The sequence below is a fragment of the Pseudarthrobacter sp. J47 genome, from assembly GCF_049810315.1.
Lineage (GTDB): Bacteria > Actinomycetota > Actinomycetes > Actinomycetales > Micrococcaceae > Arthrobacter.
This window is the reverse complement of the sequence record NZ_CP187358.1, coordinates 1,544,577-1,564,606: the sequence shown is the minus strand read 5'-3', so window position 1 is coordinate 1,564,606 and position 20,030 is coordinate 1,544,577. Positions and strand designations below refer to the sequence as shown.

Here is a 20,030-nt window from a genome sequence, read left to right as displayed (position 1 = left end):
GGCGCTAGTAATACTTCCATGCCGCGGGGGTTGTCCCCGCAGCAGGCAATGCTGGGTAAAACGGTCCGCAGGCCTGGTTGACCGGCAGATACTGCCGCGAGGCAGCCCTTTCCGGCTACTCGGCGAACTGCGGGAGCCGCACCGGTTCTCCCGTGGACGGCTGCACGTTGTGGGTCCGCAGGACCTGGCCCATGACGGACCTGAAGGTGGGCCCCAGGGAGAAGGTGGTCAGCTTGGGCTGTGGCCGTTGCACCACAACCTCAACAATAAACTGTGGGTCATCCATGGGAGCCATCCCCACCAGGGACGAGGTAAAACCACAGAACCCCGCGCCGTTGTCACATGGCGACTCAGCTGTTCCCGTCTTGGCGCCTACACGGTAGCCGTCGATGGCAGCGTCCTTGATCCGGCCTTCGGTCACTGCGCTCTCCAGCATGTCCCGGACCTGCTGGGCCGTTCCGGCCGACACCACCTGCTGCGGCGGCTTGGGCTCAACTTTCTCCTCGGTTCCGTCCGGAGAAATGTAGCTGTCGATCAACCGGGGCTGGAGCATCACGCCGTTGTTGCCGATCGACTGGTAGGCGCGCACCGTCTGCAATGTTGATTGGGAGACGCCCTGGCCGAACATCACCGTCAGTTCCTGGCGTTCGTCCCACTGCTCCCAAGGCGCGAGGATGCCGGCGGCTTCTGACGGCAGCCCGACGTCGGGCGCCTCGCCAATGCCGAATTTCTTGAGCCAGTTATAGCGCTGTTCCTTGGTAAGTGCCTTGCCGGCCGTGACCGTTCCGGTGTTCATCGAGTATCCCAGGATGCCGGCCAGCGTACGCCTCTCCGGGCCATGCTCGAAGGAGTCGCCAATGGTCTGGCCGTTAAAGTTCATCTCCCAGGACGGCAGGTCGTATTCGGACAACGGCGTGGCCTTGCCTTCTTCGATCAGGGCGGCCAGGGTCATCATTTTCTCCACCGAACCGGGTTCATAGGCAGCTGTCACCGACCGGACGCCGCGGTCCTTCGCATCCACGCCGCCGGGATTGTTCGGGTCCGGGGTGTTGGTGTCCGCCATGGCAATCACGTTGCCGGTCTTGATCTCTGACACAACCAGTGAGGCCCATTCCGCACCCAGGGCTTCCTTCTGCGTCTGGATCGCCTGCTGGGCAAAATACTGGAGATCGGCGTCGAGGGTCAGTTTGACGTCCTTGCCGTCCACGGCAGGCGTCAATTCGTCAATGCCCACAGGGATCCGCAGGCCGTCGGCACCGATTTCATAGAGCCGCTCGCCGTTGGTGCCGCGCAACAACTCATCCTGCGTCTGCTCGATGCCTGCCTGGCCCGTGGTCCCGTCCACGAGGAAGCCGACGATCCCGCCGGCCACCGAGCCGTTGGGGTACACGCGCTTGCTGGTTCCCGTGGTGACCAGCCCCGGAATCTGGAGCTTGGAGATCCTGTCTTCAATATCCGGTTCCACGTCCCGCGCCAGGAGCGAGTACTTCCGGTCCCCGGTCGAGGCCTCGCGAACGTCCTCCACCTTCGTCCCCAGCAACGCAGCCAGCTCGCTAAGCCCCTGGTCGCGGGTGACTTTAACCAGGTCCCCGGCATCCGTCAGCCTGTGGAACTCCTCGGTTTCGGTGTTGACCACCTGGTCGATGGAGACGTCGTAGCGGATGACGCTGTTGGCCAGGACTGTCCCCTTGGCATCGAGGATGCTGCCGCGCTCAGCCAGCAGGACGGCCGGCCGCAAGCGGTTCTCCAGGGCTTCGGCTGCAACACCACCCACGTCCAGGCCCTGGACCATAAACAGCTTTCCGCCAACGACGAGCAGGAGCACCAGCATGATCCCCAGGCCGAGGCGCAGGCGCCCGCCGGCGCCTGGCGGGCTGGTTCCGGCACGCTGCGGAGTCCTTGCGGGTTGGCGACGTGTTGTCGGCCGAGGTTTGCCGGTACTTTGCGCCACGATTATCCCTTGCTGCCTTGTACTGCCTTCGTGCTGCCGGGCCTTGACTACTGTCCCGGGGTCCGCTGCTCGGGTGCCGGTACGGATCCGCCGTTAAGTTCGACGGCGGGTGGTGCTGGAGCGGGGGCCGGTGCGGCTGCTGCCTGTCCTGCCTGTCCTGCCTGGGAAGCTCCGGCCTCTGCCGCCGATGCGCCGGCCGCGGCCTCCGCTGCGGGGGCCCGGCTTGCCAGCGGTTCACCGGCCGTGGCAGGCGGCACAACGTTGAGCTGGCCCGCTACCGCCGGAGCCGGGATGACTGCTCCTGCCGAAGCTCCGGCGGCGGCAGGAGTTGCCTTGCCGGTGACCGTCAGCGTGGAAACGTCAATCTGACCCTTGGCAGTGGAAGCGACCATACCCAATTGTGTGGCCTTGGCGGCCAGATTCTGTGGAGCTTCGAAGTTTTGGACCTGCTGTGTCAGATCCTGGTTCTCCTTGGTCAGCGTGGACTGGGTGCTCTTGAGCTGTACCAGGCTGTACTGCGCCGAGGACACCTGGATGTTCAGGACCAGGACGGTAACCAGCGCCAGGGCCAGGAGGGCGAAGCACATCACCACAAACGGGGTACGCCGTTTCCGGGGTACCGACCGGACTACGGAGAGGGGCGTGCGTTCCCGGCGGCCGCCCACGTCCAGGCTGCGGGTCCTGCCGCCTGCAGACAGGGGTACCTGGCGTGCTGCTGCTGAGCTCATGCGGTCCTCCTGGACTTAATCCGTTCCACTGCGCGCAACCTGGCTGACGCTGCGCGGGGGTTTTCTTCGATTTCGGCGGCGGTGGGCACCTCGGTGCCCTTGGTGAGGGTCTTCAGCTGCGGTTTGTGTTCCTCCAGCTCCACCGGAAAGCCCAAGGGAGCGGAGGATTTGGAGCCGGCCTGGAAAACCGATTTAACGATCTTGTCTTCGAGCGAGTGGTAGGACATCACTACAACCCGGCCACCGAGGGCGGTTGCGGCCACCGCGGCCGGGACCGCGCGCTGCAGGACATCCAGTTCCTCGTTGACTTCGATGCGCAGCGCCTGGAATGTCCGCTTGGCCGGGTGTCCCCCGGATTTTGCGGCGCCTGCCGGCACAACGGCGCGGATGACGTCAACCAGCTGGCCGGTAGTGGCGAACGGTGAGGCGGCCCGTGCCGCCACGATCCGGTTGGCAATCCGGCCGGCGAATTTTTCTTCGCCCCAGGTACGGATGATCCGCACGAGGTCCTCTTCGCTGTAGTTGTTGACGACATCCGCAGCGGTCTGGCCGCGGCTGGTGTCCATCCTCATATCGAGGGGGGCATCAAAGGAGTACGCGAAGCCGCGTTCGCGCTCGTCAAGCTGCAGGGAGGAGACACCCAGATCCATCAGGATGCCGTGGACTTCGGGGACGCCGAGGTCCTCCAGCACGTCTTCGATTTCGTCGTAGACAGCGTGGACCAGGTCCGTGCGGTCCTGGAAAGGGGCAAGCCTGGCACCGGCAAGGGCAAGGGCTTCCTCGTCGCGGTCGATGCCGATGAGGTGGAGGTCCGGAAAACGCTGGAGCATGGCTTCGGAGTGGCCGCCCATTCCCAGGGTGGCATCGATGGCAACAGGGGTCTCGCCGCGTTGGCGTGCAGCCTCGAATCCAGGAGCCAGTAAATTGATGCACCGGTCCCGCAGGACCGGCACATGGCGTTCGGACGTTGGCTTGGGCTGGTCATTCATGCCTTCGTCCTCCTGTCGACCCGGTGATGTGAAAAAGCTGGACACTGAGCTGGTTCTTAAACCGGATCCCCATCCGCGCCTATCCGGTGCGTCCGCCTGGCTCCGGGGAAGTGAGCCAGGTTGACGTGCGGATGGGCGGCTGGAGATCCCATTCAAGAACCTGCCGGCGGGCTTCCTCCGGGAATCACAGGATTCCCGGAATGGCGTCGTCGGTTTCGGAGAAGGCTGTTTCCTGCTCCGCCAGATACTGGCTCCAGGCCTGGGCGTCCCAGATCTCAGCACGCGTTCCAGCCCCAATGACAGCCAGCTCGCGCCCCAATCCTGCGTACTCCCTCAGCGCCGGCGGAATGGTGATCCGGCCCTGCTTGTCTGGCACCTCGTCAGAGGCTCCAGAGAGAAAGACGCGGATATAGTCACGTGCCTGACGGGAGGAAATGGGCGCCTCCCGCATTTGTTCGTGTACCCGCGCGAATTCCTTCTCGCTGAAGACGTAGATGCAGCGTTCCTGGCCCCTGGTCAGGACCAGTCCGGCGGCAAGTTCCTCACGGAATTTTGCCGGCAGGATGATCCGGCCCTTTTCATCAAGCCGCGGCGAATGAGTGCCCAAAAACACTGGCCCACCGCCCGTCTGATGTCAGGTCCCGCACTCCCCTGCACTGCCACTACCCTCTTATGTCCTCCACATTACTCCACTTTGCTCCACAGTCAACGCGACACGGGGCACCAACGGGCCATTCGACGTCGAAGATTCCGCGCCAGCACTGGGAAAGGTGCCGGTGGTGTGAAGTGGAGGATGTTCAGTGATTCGTGGAGCCGAAGATCCGGTTAAACAACGAAAGACCCGCCGGGGCGGGTCAATCGGGGTTCATCCCAGGGCGTGGGGCCTGGCGGGGAGGAAAGTGGAGCAGGGAGGAAAGTGGAGCGGCCCGTCAGGACTCGCCGCGGCGCCGTTCGTCCCAGCGTTCTTCCAGGCTGCTCATGAACGTGCCTTTTTGCTTGCCGGCCTTGCCCGGACGTGTGGCGCCCTTGCCTGCTGCGCCTGCCGAACTGCGGAGGGTGGCGAAGTAGACACCGGCACCCATCACCACAAAGCCGAGCACGCCCACAAAAATGTTCTGCAGGGTCACGCCCACCAGCAGCAGGAGAATCCCGGCCAGTGCGCAGAACACACCCATGATGATGTGGCGCGTGGACCAGGTACGTGCAGGATCGGACCCCATGGAACTGGCGAACTTGGGATCGTCCTCATGCAGTTGCTTCTCGAGCTGTTCCAACAGCTTCTGTTCGTGCTCCGAGAGCGGCATCACGACCTCCTTAATGTAGGCCTGCGTCCGGACAGGCCCAGCAAGTACTTCCACTTCCTCAACGCCCGGCCACCTGACTTGGTTCCGTTCCCGCCGCCACTGGCGGGTGGAACCAAAGACGCCCGGACATCGAAGCCGCAGTGCCCATCGCCGAAGCTGGGGCACGAAGCCCTGAGCATGTCCAAACGTTCGAAAAATCTATATACACCCAAGGATAGTTTGTCCCGGCCGGAACTAAAAGACACCGGAGGTACTGGCTCCATGGGACTTTCCCTAAGTCGGTCAGGTCCCCGCCTGACCACCCTCAGCGGGCCCTGATTCTCGGCGAGGCGTGGACCGTGCGTCGAGGAGTCTTGCGGGCAGGACGGACCGGCTGCCGAACCTCCGGGTGACCTCATCCAGTGCTTCCTCCGCGGCCCGCCAGTTGTCATCCCGGCGGTCCAGGCTGAGCTGGAGTGCAGCCTGGGACTTGGATTCCAGTTGCTCAACCCTTACCCCCACCAGGCGCACTGACATGGGGCGTGCACCAAGGCCGGCCAGGAGCTGCAGGGCCACTTCATAGACCAGCTGTGCGCTGTCGATGGGCGTGGATACCGTCCGGGTGCGCGTGACCGTGGAGAAATCGGAGTACCGGAGCTTCAGGGACACGGCCCTGGCCACCATGCCCGAGCTGCGCAGTCGCGAGGCCGTGCGGTGCGCGAGCCGAAGCAACTCGCGGTGCAGCAGGGCATCATCCACGGTGTCGGTGCTGAACGTTTCCTCGGCACCAATACTCTTCTCCTCCCGTACCGGGGTAACCGGCCGCGAGTCGATTCCCCAGGCCAGCCGGTGGATATGCTCGCCGGCAGCACCAAGGCTTCTTTTGAGGGACGACGCCGGTGTGGCAGCGACGTCTGCGACCGTCCTGATCCCCATGCGTGCCAGCACCTGGGCTGTCTTCTCCCCCACGCCCCACAATGCCCCGACGGGCAGGGTGTGCAGGTAGGACACGGTTTGTTCGGGTTCGATGACCATCAGGCCGTTCGGCTTGCATCGGGTGGAGGCAATCTTGGCAACAAACTTGTTGACGGCGATCCCCACCGAAGCGGTGATGCCGAGTTCACTGGAGACGCGCCTCCTGATCAGCGCGCCGATCTCTGCAGGCGGACCAAGGCGGCGGACCGCGCCGGAGACATCCAGGAACGCTTCATCCACGCTCAATGGTTCAACGAGGTCAGTGATGGTTCCGAAGAGGGACATCAGCTGGGAGGACACCTCGTAGTAGAGGCCATGCCGTGGTTCGATGATCAGCGCCTGCGGGCACATCCGGACGGCAACGGCCATGGGCATGGCCGATTTCACACCATATGCCCGCGCCTCATAGGAGGCGGACAACACCACTGAACGTTCGCCCGGGAAGCCCACAATGACGGGCCTGCCGCGCAGTTCCGGGCGGCTGCGAAGTTCCACGGAGACGAAGAAGGCGTCCATATCCACGTGCAGGATTGCACTCTGCCGCCGCCCGCTGCGTTCCCTGTCCACCTGCACCCTGCAATCCTATGTTGGGGGACTGACTAAACTGGAGGCAGTATCCCGTTTTCAACTCCAGGAGGAACTGCCCTGTGACGACTATTGGTATGAAGGCGCCGCATGGCCTGGCGCTGCTCGCCACGGGGGCCATCCTTGCGCTGGCGGCCTGCTCTCCGGGCCCCTCAGGCCCGGCTCAATCATCCTCCCCCGCAGCCGCGGCCACAACGTCCGCCACGTCCAGCGCAACAGCTTCGGCATCAGCGGAACCCACTGGAAAGCCCACAGCATCGGCCACTGTTGGCGCCGTCGTCGAAGGCTTCCCCAGCGCTTTGCTGCCGCTGATGCCCGGCGCCACGGTGGTCTCCAGCAGCTTCGATAAGTCGTCAACCCCGGCCAACGCCGCGCTCGTGGCGACGATCGCGGGGCCGCCGGCAGCCGTCGTCGAGTTTTACACTGGCGCCATCGAGGCACAGGGCTTCAAAGCTGTTCCTGGTGATTCCGCTGGATCCATCGCCTCGAAGGACTTCGTCCGGGGAACGAACGAGACCATCAACCTTTCGGTGGTCGAAGTTGCCGGCGCCTCCACCTTCACCCTCGGCGCCAACGTGGCACCTGAGTCCATCAAGTGACGGCGGCAGAACAGCTCCTCGTTGAGCAGGCCGATTATGTGGCAGCAGTGGCCGCCAAGCTGCGTGAGTTCCTGGCGGGCCGCCAGGAGATCATGTCCGCGATTTCCCCGGACATAGACCCCATCATGGATTCCATTGCCAACCTGGTCACCGGCGGCAAACGGCTCCGTGCCCTCATGTGCTACTGGGGCTGGCGGGGAGCAGGCGGCGAAGCAGGCGCTGAGGAGATAGTCACTGCGGGTGCGGCCCTGGAGCTTTTCCAGGCGGCCGCCCTGATCCATGACGACATCATTGACCGCTCGGATACCCGGCGCGGAGGCCCCAGCGTCCACCGGCGCTTCGGCCACCTGCACCAGGAACAGGGCTGGGCACTGGACGGCGAACGTTTTGGCCAGGCCGCCGGAATCCTTGCCGGTGACCTCTGCCTGTCCTTCAGCGAAGAGGCCTTCACCGATATCGGGATCCGGGCCGCCTCCGGCACACGCGCCCGGCTCATCTTCAACCTGATGCGCGCGGAGGTCATGGCGGGCCAGTACCTGGACATCCTGGAGGAAGTAGCGGGACCCGTCCGGGACAGGTCACAGGCTGTGAGCCGCGCGCAGTCGATCATCCGCTTCAAGTCGGCCAAGTACTCCACTGAGCACCCGCTGGCGTTGGGCGGCGCGCTGGCAGGAGCCTATGACGGCCTGCTGCGCGGCTACTCGTCCTTCGCCCTGCCGCTTGGCGAAGCCTTCCAGTTGCGTGATGACGTCCTTGGCGTGTTCGGCGATCCCGTCACCACAGGCAAGCCGGCGGGAGATGACCTCAGGGAAGGTAAGCGGACAGTCCTGGTGGCGCTGGCCCTGGAGCAGGCCAGCGAATCGGAATCGGCCTTCATCGACCGGAAACTGGGCAGCCCCGAACTTGATGACTCAGATGTGGCCGAGATCCGCCGGATCATTGTGGACTGCGGCGCCCTGCAGGCCACCGAGCTCCTGATCACCCAGTATGCGGATGCAGCCCTGACAGCCCTTGCGGATATGCCGGTGGACGAATTCTCCAGGACCGCGCTGCGAAAGCTGGCCGAAGCCTCAGTCAGCCGCGCTTCCTAGGCGAAACAGCCGCGCGCTGGCTCCCCCGGCAGGGAAGCCAACGCGCGCCAGTGCTGCCTAGGTGCCGATACTGCCTACCAGGCCAGGGTCTGGGCCCGGCGCCGGATTTCGGTCTTGCGGCCCTCACGCAGGGCGTCGATGGGGCGGCCGCGCAGGGATTCATCAGGCGTGAACAGCCACACAATCAGGTCTTCGTCCGAGTACCCGGCGTCCGACAGCACAACAATGGTGCCCTTCAGACTGTCAACAACTTCGCCGTCCTGAATGAACGCTGCCGGTATTTTCCGGATGTTCCGCTCGCCCACGCGAAGGGCAGCAAGGGAGCGTTCATCCAGCAGGCTGTGCACCCTGGTGATGGAGACGTTCAGAAGTTCCGCGACATCGGGCAGGGGCAGCCACTCGCCCACAAGGCTTTCAACATTACTCACCACACAAGGTTGCCATGCGGCGCGCCCGGGAGCCTAGTCCGGGATCCTGGTGGGGAGCCCGAGACGCGGCCAAAGTGCCGACACACCGCCTGAACAGGCATTTCATGCAGCGCGGCCATTCTTGTGCTAGCCGAAATTTCGTGAGACATTCACAGGAGCCACTTTTACAACATTAGTAACATTAGTAACAGCAGTACCTTCAGAAGCACCCGCCCCACACCGACCCGCGCCAGCAGCCCGGCCGAGAAGAGGACACTCCTTCCATGACACCGACCCGCCTGCCCCAACAGCCGATTCGATCACGTCTTCCCCGGATGGCGGCCGCTACCGCGGCGATGCCTGCTGTCATACTCACGTCCCTGGCTGTAGCCCAGCCTGCGCAGGCCCAGAAGCCGGCGCGTCCCGTTCCGGCCTCCCTGGCCGCAGCCATCCAGGCCCAGGCTGCCGCCGCGACACCGGCGGTCATCCCCGCAGCTGCGGTCCCCGCCACGCTGCCCACGGCGTTCCGCCCTGCCTCACCGTCAACTCCCTTGGACTACACGGTGGTCCAGGGTGACACTGTGACGGCCATAGCGGCCAAGTTCGGGCTGAAGACATCCGAGGTGCTCGCAGCCAACAACCTCTCTGCCAACTCCGTGATCTACCCCGGCCAGAAGATCAAGCTCACTGGCCAGCCGGCAGCGGCGGCCCCCACGGCATCCCCTGCACCCGCCCCGGCCCCTGCCGAGGCAGCCAGCTACGCAGTAAAGGCCGGAGACACTTTGACGGGGATCGCCGCGAGCCATGGAGTTTCATTGTCCGAACTCCTGGAATGGAACCAGCTCTCGCCCACGAAGTTCATCCAGCCGGGCCAGCAGATCAAGGTTTCCGCTCCGGGCGGCACGCCCACTGTTGCACCGCTCCAGGCAGCGTCAAGCGTGACGCCCCTGGTTCCGAGCACCTTCCTCGGTTTCGAATACCCCGCTGCCGTAGTGAGCTCAGCAAACGAGAACAAGGCAATCCTGAACAACTCGCCCGTCCCCTCGCGTGACGAGATGCGGGCCATTGTTGTTGACACCGCACGGTCCATGGGAGTTGACCCCACCCTGGCCATGGCCTTCGCCTACCAGGAATCCGGCTTCAACCAGCGCGCGGTTTCCCCCGCAAACGCCATTGGCACCATGCAGGTGATCCCCAGCTCCGGCGAGTGGGCCTCGGACATGGTGGGCCGCCGCCTGAACCTGCTGGACCCGCACGACAACGCCACTGCCGGCGTGGCGATCATTAGCAGGCTCCTGGCCACCAGCGACGGCATCGAAAACGCGATTGCCGGCTACTACCAGGGCCAATATTCCGTCAGCAAGAACGGAATGTACGACGACACCAAGGATTACGTGGCCGCCATCCTGGCGCACCAGAAGAACTTCCAGTAACCGGTCCGGACAGCCGCCGGCCAACATAACGATACGGTTCTGGCCCGTCTGTCGGCTGGGGCAGTGATCCAGTCAGGATTAGGATCGTAAGGTGCCGGAAAACCTCTCTGACGCCCTGGTGGGAACAACGGTGGATCATCGTTACGTGATCCGCTCCCGTATTGCCCGCGGCGGTATGTCCACTGTTTACCTGGCGACCGACCTGCGCCTGGACAGGGACGTTGCGCTCAAAGTCCTGCACCCGCACCTTGCCCACGACCAGAACTTCCTTGACCGCCTAGGCCGCGAAGCAAAGGCTGCCGCCAGGCTGTCGCATCCCCATGTGGTCGGCATGCTGGACCAGGGCCACGACGGCGGCACCGCCTACCTGGTAATGGAGTACATCGAGGGGCACACGCTTCGTGACGTCATCACGGAGAAGGGCGGCCTGTCCACCCGGTTGGCCCTCGCCCTGGCCAGCCCGGTGATCGAAGGCCTGGCAGCTGCCCACGCCGCCGGGTTGATCCACCGCGACGTCAAGCCCGAAAACGTCCTCATCGCCAAGGACGGACGGATCAAGATTGGCGACTTTGGACTCTCCCGGGCGGTGAGCACGTCCACGAGCACAGGCGCGCTCCTGGGCACCGTTGCCTATATCTCCCCCGAACTGGTGCTGGGCAAACCCGCAGATGCCCGCAGCGACATCTATTCCGCCGGCATCATGCTGTACGAAATGCTCACCGGCCAGCAGCCGTTCCAGGGTGACGTCCCCATCCAGGTTGCCTACCAGCACGTTAATGGCACCGTGCCGCCGCCCTCGGCGCTGGTTCCTGGCCTGGCACCGGACGTTGATGAACTGGTCCAGTGGTGCACGGCCAATGATCCCGAGAACCGGCCCGTTGACGGCCGGGCCCTCTTTGAAGAACTCAGCCACATCCGCACCCGCCTTACCGACGCCGAGCTGGATGCCCAGCCCGCCGCAATACAGCCCGCCGCAGCACAGTCCGCCGCAACACCTGGCGCTCCACAGGCTTCCCCGCTGTTCCCTGCCACGGACCGCGTGGCGCCGCCGGCCCCTTCCCGCCCGCCGGGAGCGGAGTCAGCGCAACATACGGAGGTCATCCAGGCCACCAGCAACCCCACCACCGTTTTTCCTGCAAGCGCGCTCGGAGCACCCGCCACGTCATTCCTGCCGCGGCAATACCCCACAGCCCAACTTGACGGGACCGGGGAGATTGACGGCGCAGGCGGGCGGGCCGGATCAGGCGCGGCCACACAGGTACCCACCCCCGAACTGGGACGCGACGGCGGCTGGCCCGGACCCTATGCGGCTCCGCCCCGACAGGATCATCCATATGCCATCCAGGAGCATGGCGGAGTTGCTGCCCCGGACCGGCCGCTGAGCAAGCGCGCACAGCAGAAGGCGGCCCGGGAAGCGGACAAGGCGCGTTCCAGGGCAGCCGCCACTCCGGTGCGGAACCTCCGCGAAGGGAACTCCCGCCGTCGTGGAGTGCTGTGGGTGATTGTGTTGATCCTGGTGACGGCGCTGGCAACCGGTGCCGGATGGTTCTTCGGCATGGGGCCCGGTTCGCCCGGGATCATCCCGCAGCTGGTCAACAAGACAGAGGATGCAGCCAAGCTGGAGTTGACCGAGGCCGGCTTCCAGTACAGCACCACCCGCACGTTCGACGACAATGTGCCCGCGGGCCACGTGGTGGGTACCGAGCCGCCGTCGGGCACTGAAATCCGGCGCTTCGAACGGATTTCGCTGATCGTGTCCAGGGGCCCGGAACTGTTCTCCCTGGAGGAACTCACGGGCGCCTCCCTGGACGAGGCCAAATCAACGTTGAACAGCACGGGGATGGCGCTGGGTCCCGTTACAGAGGCCTTCCATGAATCGGCGCCGCCAGGAACAGTCCTGGCACAGGACCCTGCCGCCGGCACCGACGTCCGGCGCGGCACCCCCGTGGCCCTGACGGTTTCCAAGGGCCCCGAACCCCTCCCTGTGCCCGTGGTAGTGGGAATGGAGAAGAAGGCGGCAGAGGAGGCCATCAAGGCGGCCGGACTCAAGGCCGAGGTGGTGGATGAGGTCAATGACGCCTCCGTGCCAAAGGGACACGTGGTAGCCCAGACGCCCGCCAACGGCACACTGACCCGGGATGCCAAAGTGGGCCTGACCATTTCCAAGGGCCCAAAAATGGTGAAGGTGCCCAATTTCGTGGGCAAGCAGGCGAACGTTGCCCAGAAGGAACTGCAGGACCTGGGCTTTTCGGTGCGGATCAATGAGATCCTTGGCGGCCTGTTCGGCACCGTCCGGGCACAGGAGCCCGCGGACAAGGAACTCCCCGAAGGTTCGGTCATTACGCTGACGGTGGTCTAAGGCCTTAAAGCAAACAGCCGGACCGGTGATTCACCGGCCCGGCTGTTTTATGCCCAGCTACTTCCTGGACAGCGCTCCTGCTACCAGGAATGCCATCTCCAGGGACTGCATGTGGTTGAGGCGGGGGTCGCATACGGACTCATAGCGGTCCAGGAAGGCGTCCTGGTCGATCGGGTCTGCACCGCCGAGGCACTCAGCGACGTCGTCCCCGGTCATTTCGACGTGCAGGCCACCCGGCACCGTACCCAATGACTGGTGGACTTCGAAGAACCCGCGGACCTCGTCAATGACGTCGTCGAAGTTGCGGGTCTTGTAGCCGTTCGGGGAGGTGACAGTGTTGCCGTGCATGGGGTCGGTGACCCAGAGGACCTGCGCGCCGGACGCAGTGACCTTCTCGACGACGGCCGGCAGCTTCTCGCGGATGTTGCCGGCGCCCATGCGGGTGATGAACGTCAGCCGGCCCGGTTCGCGGTTGGGGTCGAGCTTGTCGATCAGGCGCAGGGCGTCGTCCCCGCTGGTGCCCGGGCCAAGCTTGACGCCGATGGGGTTGCGGACGCGGGACAGGAAGTCCACGTGTGCGTGGTCCAGTTCGCGGGTACGCTCACCGATCCAGAGGAAGTGGGCGGAGGTGTCGTACGGCAGGCCGGTCCGGGAATCGATCCGGGTGAGGGCGCGCTCGTAATCCAGGAGCAGTGCCTCGTGGCTGGCGAAGAACTCAACGCGCTTGAGGGCCTCGAAGTCGGCGCCGCAGGAATCCATGAAGGTGATGGCGCGGTCGATTTCGCGGGCCAGGGATTCGTAGCGCGCGTGGGCAGGGTTCTCGGTGAAGCCCTTGTTCCAGTGGTGGACCAGGCGCAGGTCAGCAAAACCACCCTGCGTAAACGCACGGATCAGGTTCAGCGTGGAAGCCGAGGTGTGGTACGCGCGGAGCATGCGGGAGGCGTCGTGGCCGCGGGATTCAGGTGTGAACTCGTAGCCGTTGACGATGTCGCCGCGGTAGGCCGGCAGGGTGACGCCCTCGCGGGTTTCGTCATTGGAGGAGCGCGGTTTGGCGAACTGGCCGGCCATACGGCCCATCTTGATGACAGGCATGGCGGCACCGTACGTGAGGACTACCGCCATCTGGAGGATGGTGCGCACGCGGGCGCTGATCCGGTCCGCGGTGGCTGCCTCGAAGGTCTCGGCGCAGTCGCCGCCCTGTAGCAGGAAGGCCTTGCCCTGCGCGGCGGCGGCGAGCCGGTCGCGGAGGATGTCAACTTCACCGGCGAAAACCAGCGGCGGCACTGATGAAAGCTCGCGGACGGAGGCGTCAAAGACCGCTTTGTCCTGCCAGCTGGGCTGCTGCGAGATGGGCAGGTCACGCCAGTGGTCCAGCCCCGGGTAATCGGCGGCGCCGCTCTGGGCGGTGCTGGAGAGGGAGAATACGGGTTTTGCGGATAGCTCAGTCACCATACAAGAGTAGTATCCTCAGACGCGATCCGCGTACCGCCCCCGTCATCAGCGGTGCCCCGGCGTCACACTCAGGTACCGGCGTCGGGCGTTTCCGGAGAAGTACCCGTGCCGGAACCCGTACCGGCGCCTGGATCCGCGGGAGTCGGGGCCGCGGCCCCGCTGAGGCGAAGCTTGACGACGGCGGCATATTCGTCCACGTATTCCTGGCCGGAGAGCCGCATCAGCTGGGCCATGATGCGGTCCGTTACCTCGCGCTGGACGGTCCGGTCTTCGGCCCTGTCAGCGTATCCACTGAAGTCCAGCGGCTCACCGAAGATCATGCCGATCCGCCGGATGTTGGGCAGCCGCTTGCCGATGGGCTGTACCTTGTCCGTACCGATCATGGCCACCGGGATGACGGGAACGCCTGCCTCCAGCGCCAGCTTGGCCACGCCCACTTTGCCCCGGTAGAGGCGGGCATCCGGGCTGCGGGTGCCTTCCGGGTAGATCCCCAGCAGGCCGCCATTGCGCAGGACGTCCATTCCGGCGCTCAGGGAAACCGCCGATGCCGCGCCGCCCGAGCGGTCCATGGGCAGCTGGTTGGTCATCCTGAAGAACATGGCAGTGAGCCGGCCTTTGAGTCCGGTGCCGGTGAAGTACTCCGACTTGGCCAGGAACACCACCGGACGATGAACCATCAGGGGCAGGAAAATTGAGTCCGAAAAGGACAAATGGTTTGAAGCCAGGATGGCGGCGCCGTGCTGTGGAACGTTGTCCAGGCCCTTGACCCAGGGACGGAAAAGCAGCTTCAGGATCGGCCCCAGGAAGATCCTTTTCATCACCCAATAGAACACGCGACGCACCTCTCCGGACGGCAGCAGGCCAGCTGAACAAGCCGCTGGGCGGGAATCCATTGCAACCCTACTCTAGTGAGAATTGCCCGGAACAGTGTCACGATGGAGTCATGACGGAAAGCAGCCAGCAGCGCCCCCCTGCGGGTTTCAGCTACCCGGGCCACGGGGCCAACGCTGCCATCGGAATCGCCGTCTGCCATGGGTTCACCGGCAGCCCGCTGAGCATCATGCCGTGGGCCGAGCATCTGGCCGGCCAGGGCTTTGCCGTGTCCGTGCCGTTACTCCCGGGCCATGGAACCAACTGGCAGGAACTGGCCGGATCACGCTGGCATGACTGGCATACGGCGTTCGAGGATGCCTACCGGGACCTGGCGGCCAGGACGGACAAAACCTTTGTTGCGGGGTTGTCGATGGGCGGTGCGATCGCGCTGCTCACGGCGTCCCGGCATCCCGTGGATGGCGTCTGCGTGGTCAATCCCGGCTTGAGCTTTTATGACAAGCGCGTACGGGTTATTGGCGTGCTCAAGCACTTCCAGCACACCACCATGCCGATTGTGGAAGAAAACGTCACGGCCGTTCCCACGGACGACGGCGACTACTCCCGCACGCCCCTGGCCGCCGTCCACGAGCTCAAGAAGCTGTTTGGGGCAACACGGCGCGCCCTCCCCGGCGTCGCGGCGCCGGTCCAGGTCTTCCGTTCCCTCACGGATGCCGTTGTACCGCCCACCTCCCTGGCGATCCTCCAGCGCGGACTTCCCCGGCCGGCCGCCGTCGTCGATCTTCCCCACAGCGGACACGTGGCAACGCTCGACGCCGAGGCCCCCACCATCTTCTCCGGGTCGGTGGACTTCATCCGCCGCGAGGCCGCCGCCCGGGAATCAACGAAGGAATCCCTGTGAAAGCACTCCCGGACCACAGCCCGTTCAGCAGTCCCTTCCGGGGCGATGGACCCAGCGTAGGCGTGGTGCTGTCCCACGGTTTCACCGGCAGCCCCCACGGCCTGCGGGACTGGGCGGCAGCATTCGCGGACGCCGGCTTTGCCGTCCGGATGCCGCTGCTGCCGGGCCACGGAACCCGGTGGGAAGAGCTGGCCCGGACCAACTGGCGCCAGTGGCACGCGGCGCTGGACGAGGCCTACCTGGAACTCGACGCCGAGTGCGAACACGTCTTTTCCGCCGGGCTCTCCATGGGCGGCGCGTTGGCGCTTCGGATCGCGGCCACCCGGCCCGTTGCGGGCGTCATCCTGGTCAATCCGGCCTTGCGGATCGACGATCCCCGCTCCTCCATTGCCGGTCTGCTGAAGTTTGTCCTTCGGAGCACCCCGGCCATCGCGAACGACATCATGAAGGAAGGGATGGACGAAGGCGCCTACCCCCGCACTCCTGTGGCTGCGGCCCACCAGCTCCACCTGATGTTCAAGGACACTGTGCGGTTGCTTCCCCGGATTACGGCACCGGTGCGGGTGTTCCGTTCCACTGTGGACCACATCGTCTCCGACGCCTCCATGAACCTGCTGCGCGAACGCCTGACCGGGGCGCCGTTGGACGTAAGCTACTTGGAAAACAGCTACCACGTGGCCACACTGGACAATGATGCCCACAGCATCTTCACGGGTTCCGTGGACTTCATCCGCCGCCAGGCCACTACCGGCCCGGCGCCCCTCCCGGAAGGCACGGCAGAATGAACAGACCGGAACCAGGATCACCTGACCAGGGGGCCAACCAGGACGACGCCGTCTGGCTGGATTTGGTGTCCCGGCTGCAGGAAGAGCCACAGACTCCGCCCCATGAACAAGGCCCCTCAGCTGAAACGCACGAAGCGGGGAAGAACCCTGCGCCGGCAGCGCCTGTGCAGCCGGCGACGCCCCGGTTTGCCGACTTTGACCCCCTGGGGCTTTCCAACCCGGCGCATGGCCCTGCGCACCGTGAACCATCCGCTGCCGAGCGCGCCGGATCCGGCCAAGGGGCCGCTCCCCTCCCAGGCCCCCGGGACTATGAGGTTGACGACGACGACGAGGGCGGCTTTGTGCCGGAAGAACCACCCAGCCTGGCCGGAACGGAGCCCCTGACCATGCTTGCGTGGCTGGGCGCGGTGGGCGGTCCCGTGACGCTCCTGATGTTTGCGATGTTCTGGCGTGCGGCGCCCCTGCTGGCCATCCTCGGCGTCATCGCGGCCTTTGTCGCCGCTGTGGGATACCTGATCATGAGACTGCCCCACGAGAAGAACGATTCCGACGACGGCGCCCGGGTCTAACGGCTTCGTCGCCGTCAGCGCCGGCTGCGGCTGCTGACGCGTGAGAGGTCCGCCGCACCGATCAACCCGGCGCTGGGGCCCAGCGCAGCCCGTTCGATGGCAGCTGCAGGCCGGAACCCGCGGCCGGTAAGGTTCCGGGCAAAGGCCCGCCGCGCTGGTTCCAGAAGCAGGTCGCCGGCTGAGCACAGGCCACCGCCCACCACAAACAGGCCCGGGTCCAGTGCGGCGGCGAGGTTCGCCAGGCCAAGGCCCAGCCATTCGCCAACGTCCTCAATGAGCTCAATGCAGGCGGCGTCCCCGGCCAGGGCGAGTTCAGTCACCACGGCACCTGTGATCCGCTCCGGGTTGCCATGGACAGCGGCGAGGATTTCCCTCGCGACCGGAGAGTTGGCGTGGGCCAGCGCGCGCGCTTCGCGGCCCAGGGCGTTGCCCGAGGCGTACTGCTCCCAGCATCCCCGGTTTCCGCACTGGCACCTGTGGCCGCCGGGCATCATGACCTGGTGGCCGAACTCCCCCGCGACGCCGTGCATACCGCGCTCCACCCGGCCATCCATCACCATGGCACCGCCAATGCCGGTTCCGAGCGTGATGCAGACCAGGCGGCGCTGCCCCTGCCCGGCACCAAAGCGCCATTCCGCCCATGCTGCGGCATCGGCGTCGTTGCTAAGGAAGACAGGACGCCGGAGCAACCGCTGCAGGTTCGCCCGCAGCGGTTCGTTGCGCCAGGCAAGATGCGGGCTGAAAAGTACAGTGCCGCCGTCGAGGTCCATCCACCCGGCAGCACCAATGCCAACACTGCCTACGCGGTACTGCGCGGAAAGTTCTGCCACGAGCTCCACGATCACGTTTTCCACTGCACGCGGATCCCCGCCGGGAGTGGACCTTCGGGCTTCACTGAGGATCCGGCCACCCGCATCCACCACTCCGGCGGCCACCTTGGTGCCGCCAATGTCGATGCCGATGGCCAGGCCACGCCGGCCAAGGTGCAGGCGCCCGCCCCGGCCGTCGGCGCGGGCAAGCCTCCAGGGTGCGGCAGTCGCCGAATAGCGGGGGCGCCGCCGCCAGTTGCCGGTGCGGGGGCTGGTGCCGGGGTCCTCCCCGGGAATCGCGGCGCTCATAGTTGTTCAGTCTAGGCCGGACAACCGCTGGACCCGGGTTCGTGTCATTGACCTCGTTGTTACTGGCCAGTAGCTTTAACTCTGCACATGCGCTGTGCCTGCGTACTACTCTTAGATCAGTAGTCGCAAGGGCAGTCTGATATCAAAGGAGCTACAGTGCGCGAATTCAGTGTTCCGCCCCTGGTTGTCGTCCCGCCGGAGACGAACATCACTGACCTGGTCATCCGCCAGGCCAACAAGGCCAGCAACCCCGCCCTGTTCTCCCGGCTGGGGTCCACCGGCGCGTGGGAGGACATCCGCGCAACGGACTTCCTTGCGGATGCGTCCCTGTTGGCCAAGGGCCTGATGGCCAGCGGTGTGGGCCCCGGCGACCGCGTGGGCATTATGTCCCGCACCCGCTACGAGTGGGCACTGGTTGATTTCGCCATCTGGTTTGCAGGTGGCGTTTCTGTTCCCATCTACGAAACCTCCTCACCTTCCCAGGTGGCCTGGAACCTCGGTGATTCCGGAGCCGTGGCCGCGTTTGGCGAGACCGCCCACCATGAAAACATCATCCGCCAGGCGGCCTCGTCCGAGGGACTGTCCGCCCTCCAGCACGTCTGGCAGCTGGAAGGCCAGGGCCTGGACGCCCTGCGCAGCGCCGGGGCAGGGATTGACGACGCCGAACTCGAAGCACGGCGCAGTGCAGCGAAGCTCAGCGACGTCGCCACCATCATCTACACCTCCGGAACAACCGGCCGGCCCAAGGGCTGCGAGCTCACCCATGGCAACTTCGTGGAGTTGTCCGAGAACGCGCTTGCCCTGCTGGGTGACGTGGTCAACGAGAACGCCAAGACCATCATGTTCCTCCCGCTGGCCCACGTTTTCGCACGGTTCATCTCGGTCCTGGCAGTCGCGGCCGGCACCACAGTCGCCCACACTCCTGATATCAAGAACCTCCTCGCGGACCTGCAGAGCTACCAGCCCACCTTCATCCTGGCCGTACCCAGGGTGTTCGAAAAGGTATACAACTCCGCGCTGACCAAGGCAGAGGACGGCGGAAAGGGCGGCATCTTCCACAAGGCCGCGGACACCGCCATTGCCTACTCCAAGGCACGCGAGTCGGGCAAGGTCGGCCTGGGCCTGAAGGTCAAGCACGCCCTCTTCGACAAACTGGTGTACGGCAAGCTGCGCGCGGCAATGGGCGGCAACGTCGCGCACGCCGTCTCCGGCGGCGGGCCGCTGGGCGAACGCCTGGGCCACTTCTTCCAGGGCATTGGGCTGCAGATCCTCGAAGGTTACGGCCTGACCGAGACCACGGCCCCCGTCTCCGTGAACACGCCGTCCCGGATCCGGATCGGCACCGTGGGCAAGCCCCTGCCGGGCAACACCGTCAAGATTGGAGACGACGGCGAGATCCTGGTCAAGGGTGTCTGCGTTATGAAGGGCTACTACAAGCGCGAGGACCTCACGTCCGAAACCTTCGACGACGGCTGGTTCAAGACCGGAGACATCGGCCAGCTGGACGACGAAGGCTTCCTGCGGATCACCGGCCGCAAGAAGGAAATCATTGTCACCGCCGGCGGCAAGAACGTGGTCCCTGCGCTGCTGGAGGACCAGATCCGCGCCGATGCACTGGTTTCCCAGGTTTTGGTGGTGGGCGACAACCGGCCGTTCATCGGCGCGCTGGTTACCCTGGACCCGGAGGCACTCCCCGGCTGGCTGCAGCGCCATGGCCTGCCCGCCGAAACCACCATGGAAGAAGCCGCCGACAACGCCGTCATCAAGGCAGCTGTGCAGGAGCTGATTACCAAGGCCAACGGCTCCGTGTCCCAGGCTGAAGCCATCAAGTCCTTCCGGATTGTGCCCTCCGACTTCACCGAGGCATCAGGACACCTGACGCCCTCCATGAAGGTCAAGCGCGCCCAGGTGGTCAAGGACTTTGAACCGGTCATCGAGGAGATGTACAAGGCTCCCCGCGCCTGACCTGGATCT

18 protein-coding genes are annotated in these 20,030 nt (G+C 65.1%); 8 read left to right on the top strand and 10 right to left on the bottom strand.

All coding sequences use genetic code 11. From position 1 onward, the window contains the following. Positions 1-115 precede the first annotated feature (115 nt). The 6 genes from ACPJW8_RS06990 to dinB form a co-directional block, all read right to left on the bottom strand. Positions 116-1,951: a peptidoglycan D,D-transpeptidase FtsI family protein gene (locus tag ACPJW8_RS06990; RefSeq protein ID WP_425256429.1), complete on the bottom strand. Its 1,836-nt coding sequence runs from the start codon at positions 1,949-1,951 to the stop codon at positions 116-118. A 47-nt stretch (positions 1,952-1,998) separates the two neighbouring features. Continuing rightward, entirely contained in the window at positions 1,999-2,679 is a 681-nt protein-coding gene (locus ACPJW8_RS06985; RefSeq protein WP_330188663.1) for a hypothetical protein, read from the bottom strand. Beyond that, a complete protein-coding gene (gene rsmH, locus ACPJW8_RS06980; RefSeq protein ID WP_330188664.1) occupies positions 2,676-3,668 on the bottom strand; it encodes a 16S rRNA (cytosine(1402)-N(4))-methyltransferase RsmH in 993 nt (330 codons plus the stop codon). Before rsmH ends, ACPJW8_RS06985 begins: the two co-directional genes overlap by 4 nt. A gap of 184 nt (positions 3,669-3,852) precedes the next feature. Beyond that, on the bottom strand, positions 3,853-4,281 hold the full coding sequence (mraZ, locus tag ACPJW8_RS06975) for a division/cell wall cluster transcriptional repressor MraZ (RefSeq protein WP_330188665.1): 429 nt from the start codon (positions 4,279-4,281) through the stop codon (positions 3,853-3,855). A 316-nt stretch (positions 4,282-4,597) separates the two neighbouring features. Then, on the bottom strand, positions 4,598-4,972 hold the full coding sequence (locus ACPJW8_RS06970; protein ID WP_330188666.1) for a DUF3040 domain-containing protein: 375 nt from the start codon (positions 4,970-4,972) through the stop codon (positions 4,598-4,600). A 282-nt stretch (positions 4,973-5,254) separates the two neighbouring features. After that, positions 5,255-6,442 (bottom strand): DNA polymerase IV, encoded by a 1,188-nt coding sequence (dinB, locus tag ACPJW8_RS06965; protein WP_425256464.1) that lies wholly within the window; start codon positions 6,440-6,442, stop codon positions 5,255-5,257. 131 nt (positions 6,443-6,573) lie between these two features. Here dinB and ACPJW8_RS06960 point away from each other — a divergent pair, with 131 nt between their 5' ends. Both ACPJW8_RS06960 and ACPJW8_RS06955 read left to right on the top strand, forming a co-directional pair. Then, a complete protein-coding gene (locus ACPJW8_RS06960; RefSeq protein WP_330188668.1) occupies positions 6,574-7,110 on the top strand; it encodes a hypothetical protein in 537 nt (178 codons plus the stop codon). Next, positions 7,107-8,201, top strand: coding sequence for a polyprenyl synthetase family protein (locus tag ACPJW8_RS06955; RefSeq protein WP_330188669.1), 1,095 nt, complete (start codon positions 7,107-7,109; stop codon positions 8,199-8,201). Before ACPJW8_RS06960 ends, ACPJW8_RS06955 begins: the two co-directional genes overlap by 4 nt. Positions 8,202-8,275: 74 nt before the next feature. Here ACPJW8_RS06955 and ACPJW8_RS06950 read toward each other — a convergent pair whose 3' ends face one another. Continuing rightward, positions 8,276-8,629: an Rv2175c family DNA-binding protein gene (locus ACPJW8_RS06950; RefSeq protein WP_330188670.1), complete on the bottom strand. Its 354-nt coding sequence runs from the start codon at positions 8,627-8,629 to the stop codon at positions 8,276-8,278. A 263-nt stretch (positions 8,630-8,892) separates the two neighbouring features. Here ACPJW8_RS06950 and ACPJW8_RS06945 point away from each other — a divergent pair, with 263 nt between their 5' ends. Then, the gene (locus ACPJW8_RS06945; RefSeq protein WP_330188671.1) at positions 8,893-10,041 is read left to right on the top strand and encodes a lytic transglycosylase; all 1,149 of its coding nucleotides are present in this window, start codon (positions 8,893-8,895) and stop codon (positions 10,039-10,041) included. A gap of 91 nt (positions 10,042-10,132) precedes the next feature. Beyond that, the gene (locus ACPJW8_RS06940) at positions 10,133-12,400 is read left to right on the top strand and encodes a Stk1 family PASTA domain-containing Ser/Thr kinase (protein ID WP_330188672.1); all 2,268 of its coding nucleotides are present in this window, start codon (positions 10,133-10,135) and stop codon (positions 12,398-12,400) included. A gap of 57 nt (positions 12,401-12,457) precedes the next feature. Here ACPJW8_RS06940 and ACPJW8_RS06935 read toward each other — a convergent pair whose 3' ends face one another. After that, complete coding sequence (locus ACPJW8_RS06935) at positions 12,458-13,852, bottom strand: class II 3-deoxy-7-phosphoheptulonate synthase (RefSeq protein ID WP_330188673.1); 1,395 nt, start codon at positions 13,850-13,852, stop codon at positions 12,458-12,460. 68 nt (positions 13,853-13,920) lie between these two features. Further along, entirely contained in the window at positions 13,921-14,685 is a 765-nt protein-coding gene (locus ACPJW8_RS06930; RefSeq protein ID WP_330188709.1) for a lysophospholipid acyltransferase family protein, read from the bottom strand. Between the two features lie 110 nt (positions 14,686-14,795). Here ACPJW8_RS06930 and ACPJW8_RS06925 point away from each other — a divergent pair, with 110 nt between their 5' ends. From ACPJW8_RS06925 to ACPJW8_RS06915, 3 genes are read left to right on the top strand one after another with little or no spacing between them, the layout of a single operon-like run. After that, a complete protein-coding gene (locus tag ACPJW8_RS06925) occupies positions 14,796-15,584 on the top strand; it encodes an alpha/beta hydrolase (RefSeq protein WP_330188674.1) in 789 nt (262 codons plus the stop codon). Beyond that, positions 15,581-16,369, top strand: a complete 789-nt coding sequence (locus tag ACPJW8_RS06920; protein ID WP_330188675.1) for an alpha/beta hydrolase — start codon at positions 15,581-15,583, stop codon at positions 16,367-16,369. The genes ACPJW8_RS06925 and ACPJW8_RS06920 overlap by 4 nt, the downstream gene beginning before the upstream one ends. Then, a complete protein-coding gene (locus ACPJW8_RS06915; RefSeq protein ID WP_330188676.1) occupies positions 16,366-16,938 on the top strand; it encodes a hypothetical protein in 573 nt (190 codons plus the stop codon). Before ACPJW8_RS06920 ends, ACPJW8_RS06915 begins: the two co-directional genes overlap by 4 nt. Positions 16,939-16,952: 14 nt before the next feature. Here the strand turns inward: ACPJW8_RS06915 and ACPJW8_RS06910 are convergent, their stop codons facing one another. Further along, a complete protein-coding gene (locus tag ACPJW8_RS06910) occupies positions 16,953-18,056 on the bottom strand; it encodes an ROK family glucokinase (protein ID WP_330188677.1) in 1,104 nt (367 codons plus the stop codon). A gap of 156 nt (positions 18,057-18,212) precedes the next feature. Between ACPJW8_RS06910 and ACPJW8_RS06905 the strand changes: the two genes are divergently transcribed. Continuing rightward, positions 18,213-20,021, top strand: a complete 1,809-nt coding sequence (locus ACPJW8_RS06905; RefSeq protein ID WP_330188678.1) for an AMP-dependent synthetase/ligase — start codon at positions 18,213-18,215, stop codon at positions 20,019-20,021. The last annotated feature ends 9 nt before the right edge of the window (positions 20,022-20,030 follow it).

Coding starts and splice junctions, on each gene's coding strand:
- ACPJW8_RS06935 (WP_330188673.1), bottom strand. CDS start 13,852: ATGGTGACTGAGCTATCCGCAAAACCCGTATTCTCCCTCTCCAGCACC.
- rsmH (WP_330188664.1), bottom strand. CDS start 3,668: ATGAATGACCAGCCCAAGCCAACGTCCGAACGCCATGTGCCGGTCCTG.
- ACPJW8_RS06970 (WP_330188666.1), bottom strand. CDS start 4,972: ATGCCGCTCTCGGAGCACGAACAGAAGCTGTTGGAACAGCTCGAGAAG.
- ACPJW8_RS06915 (WP_330188676.1), top strand. CDS start 16,366: ATGAACAGACCGGAACCAGGATCACCTGACCAGGGGGCCAACCAGGAC.
- ACPJW8_RS06925 (WP_330188674.1), top strand. CDS start 14,796: ATGACGGAAAGCAGCCAGCAGCGCCCCCCTGCGGGTTTCAGCTACCCG.
- dinB (WP_425256464.1), bottom strand. CDS start 6,442: ATGGACGCCTTCTTCGTCTCCGTGGAACTTCGCAGCCGCCCGGAACTG.
- ACPJW8_RS06910 (WP_330188677.1), bottom strand. CDS start 18,056: ATGAGCGCCGCGATTCCCGGGGAGGACCCCGGCACCAGCCCCCGCACC.
- ACPJW8_RS06985 (WP_330188663.1), bottom strand. CDS start 2,679: ATGAGCTCAGCAGCAGCACGCCAGGTACCCCTGTCTGCAGGCGGCAGG.
- ACPJW8_RS06945 (WP_330188671.1), top strand. CDS start 8,893: ATGACACCGACCCGCCTGCCCCAACAGCCGATTCGATCACGTCTTCCC.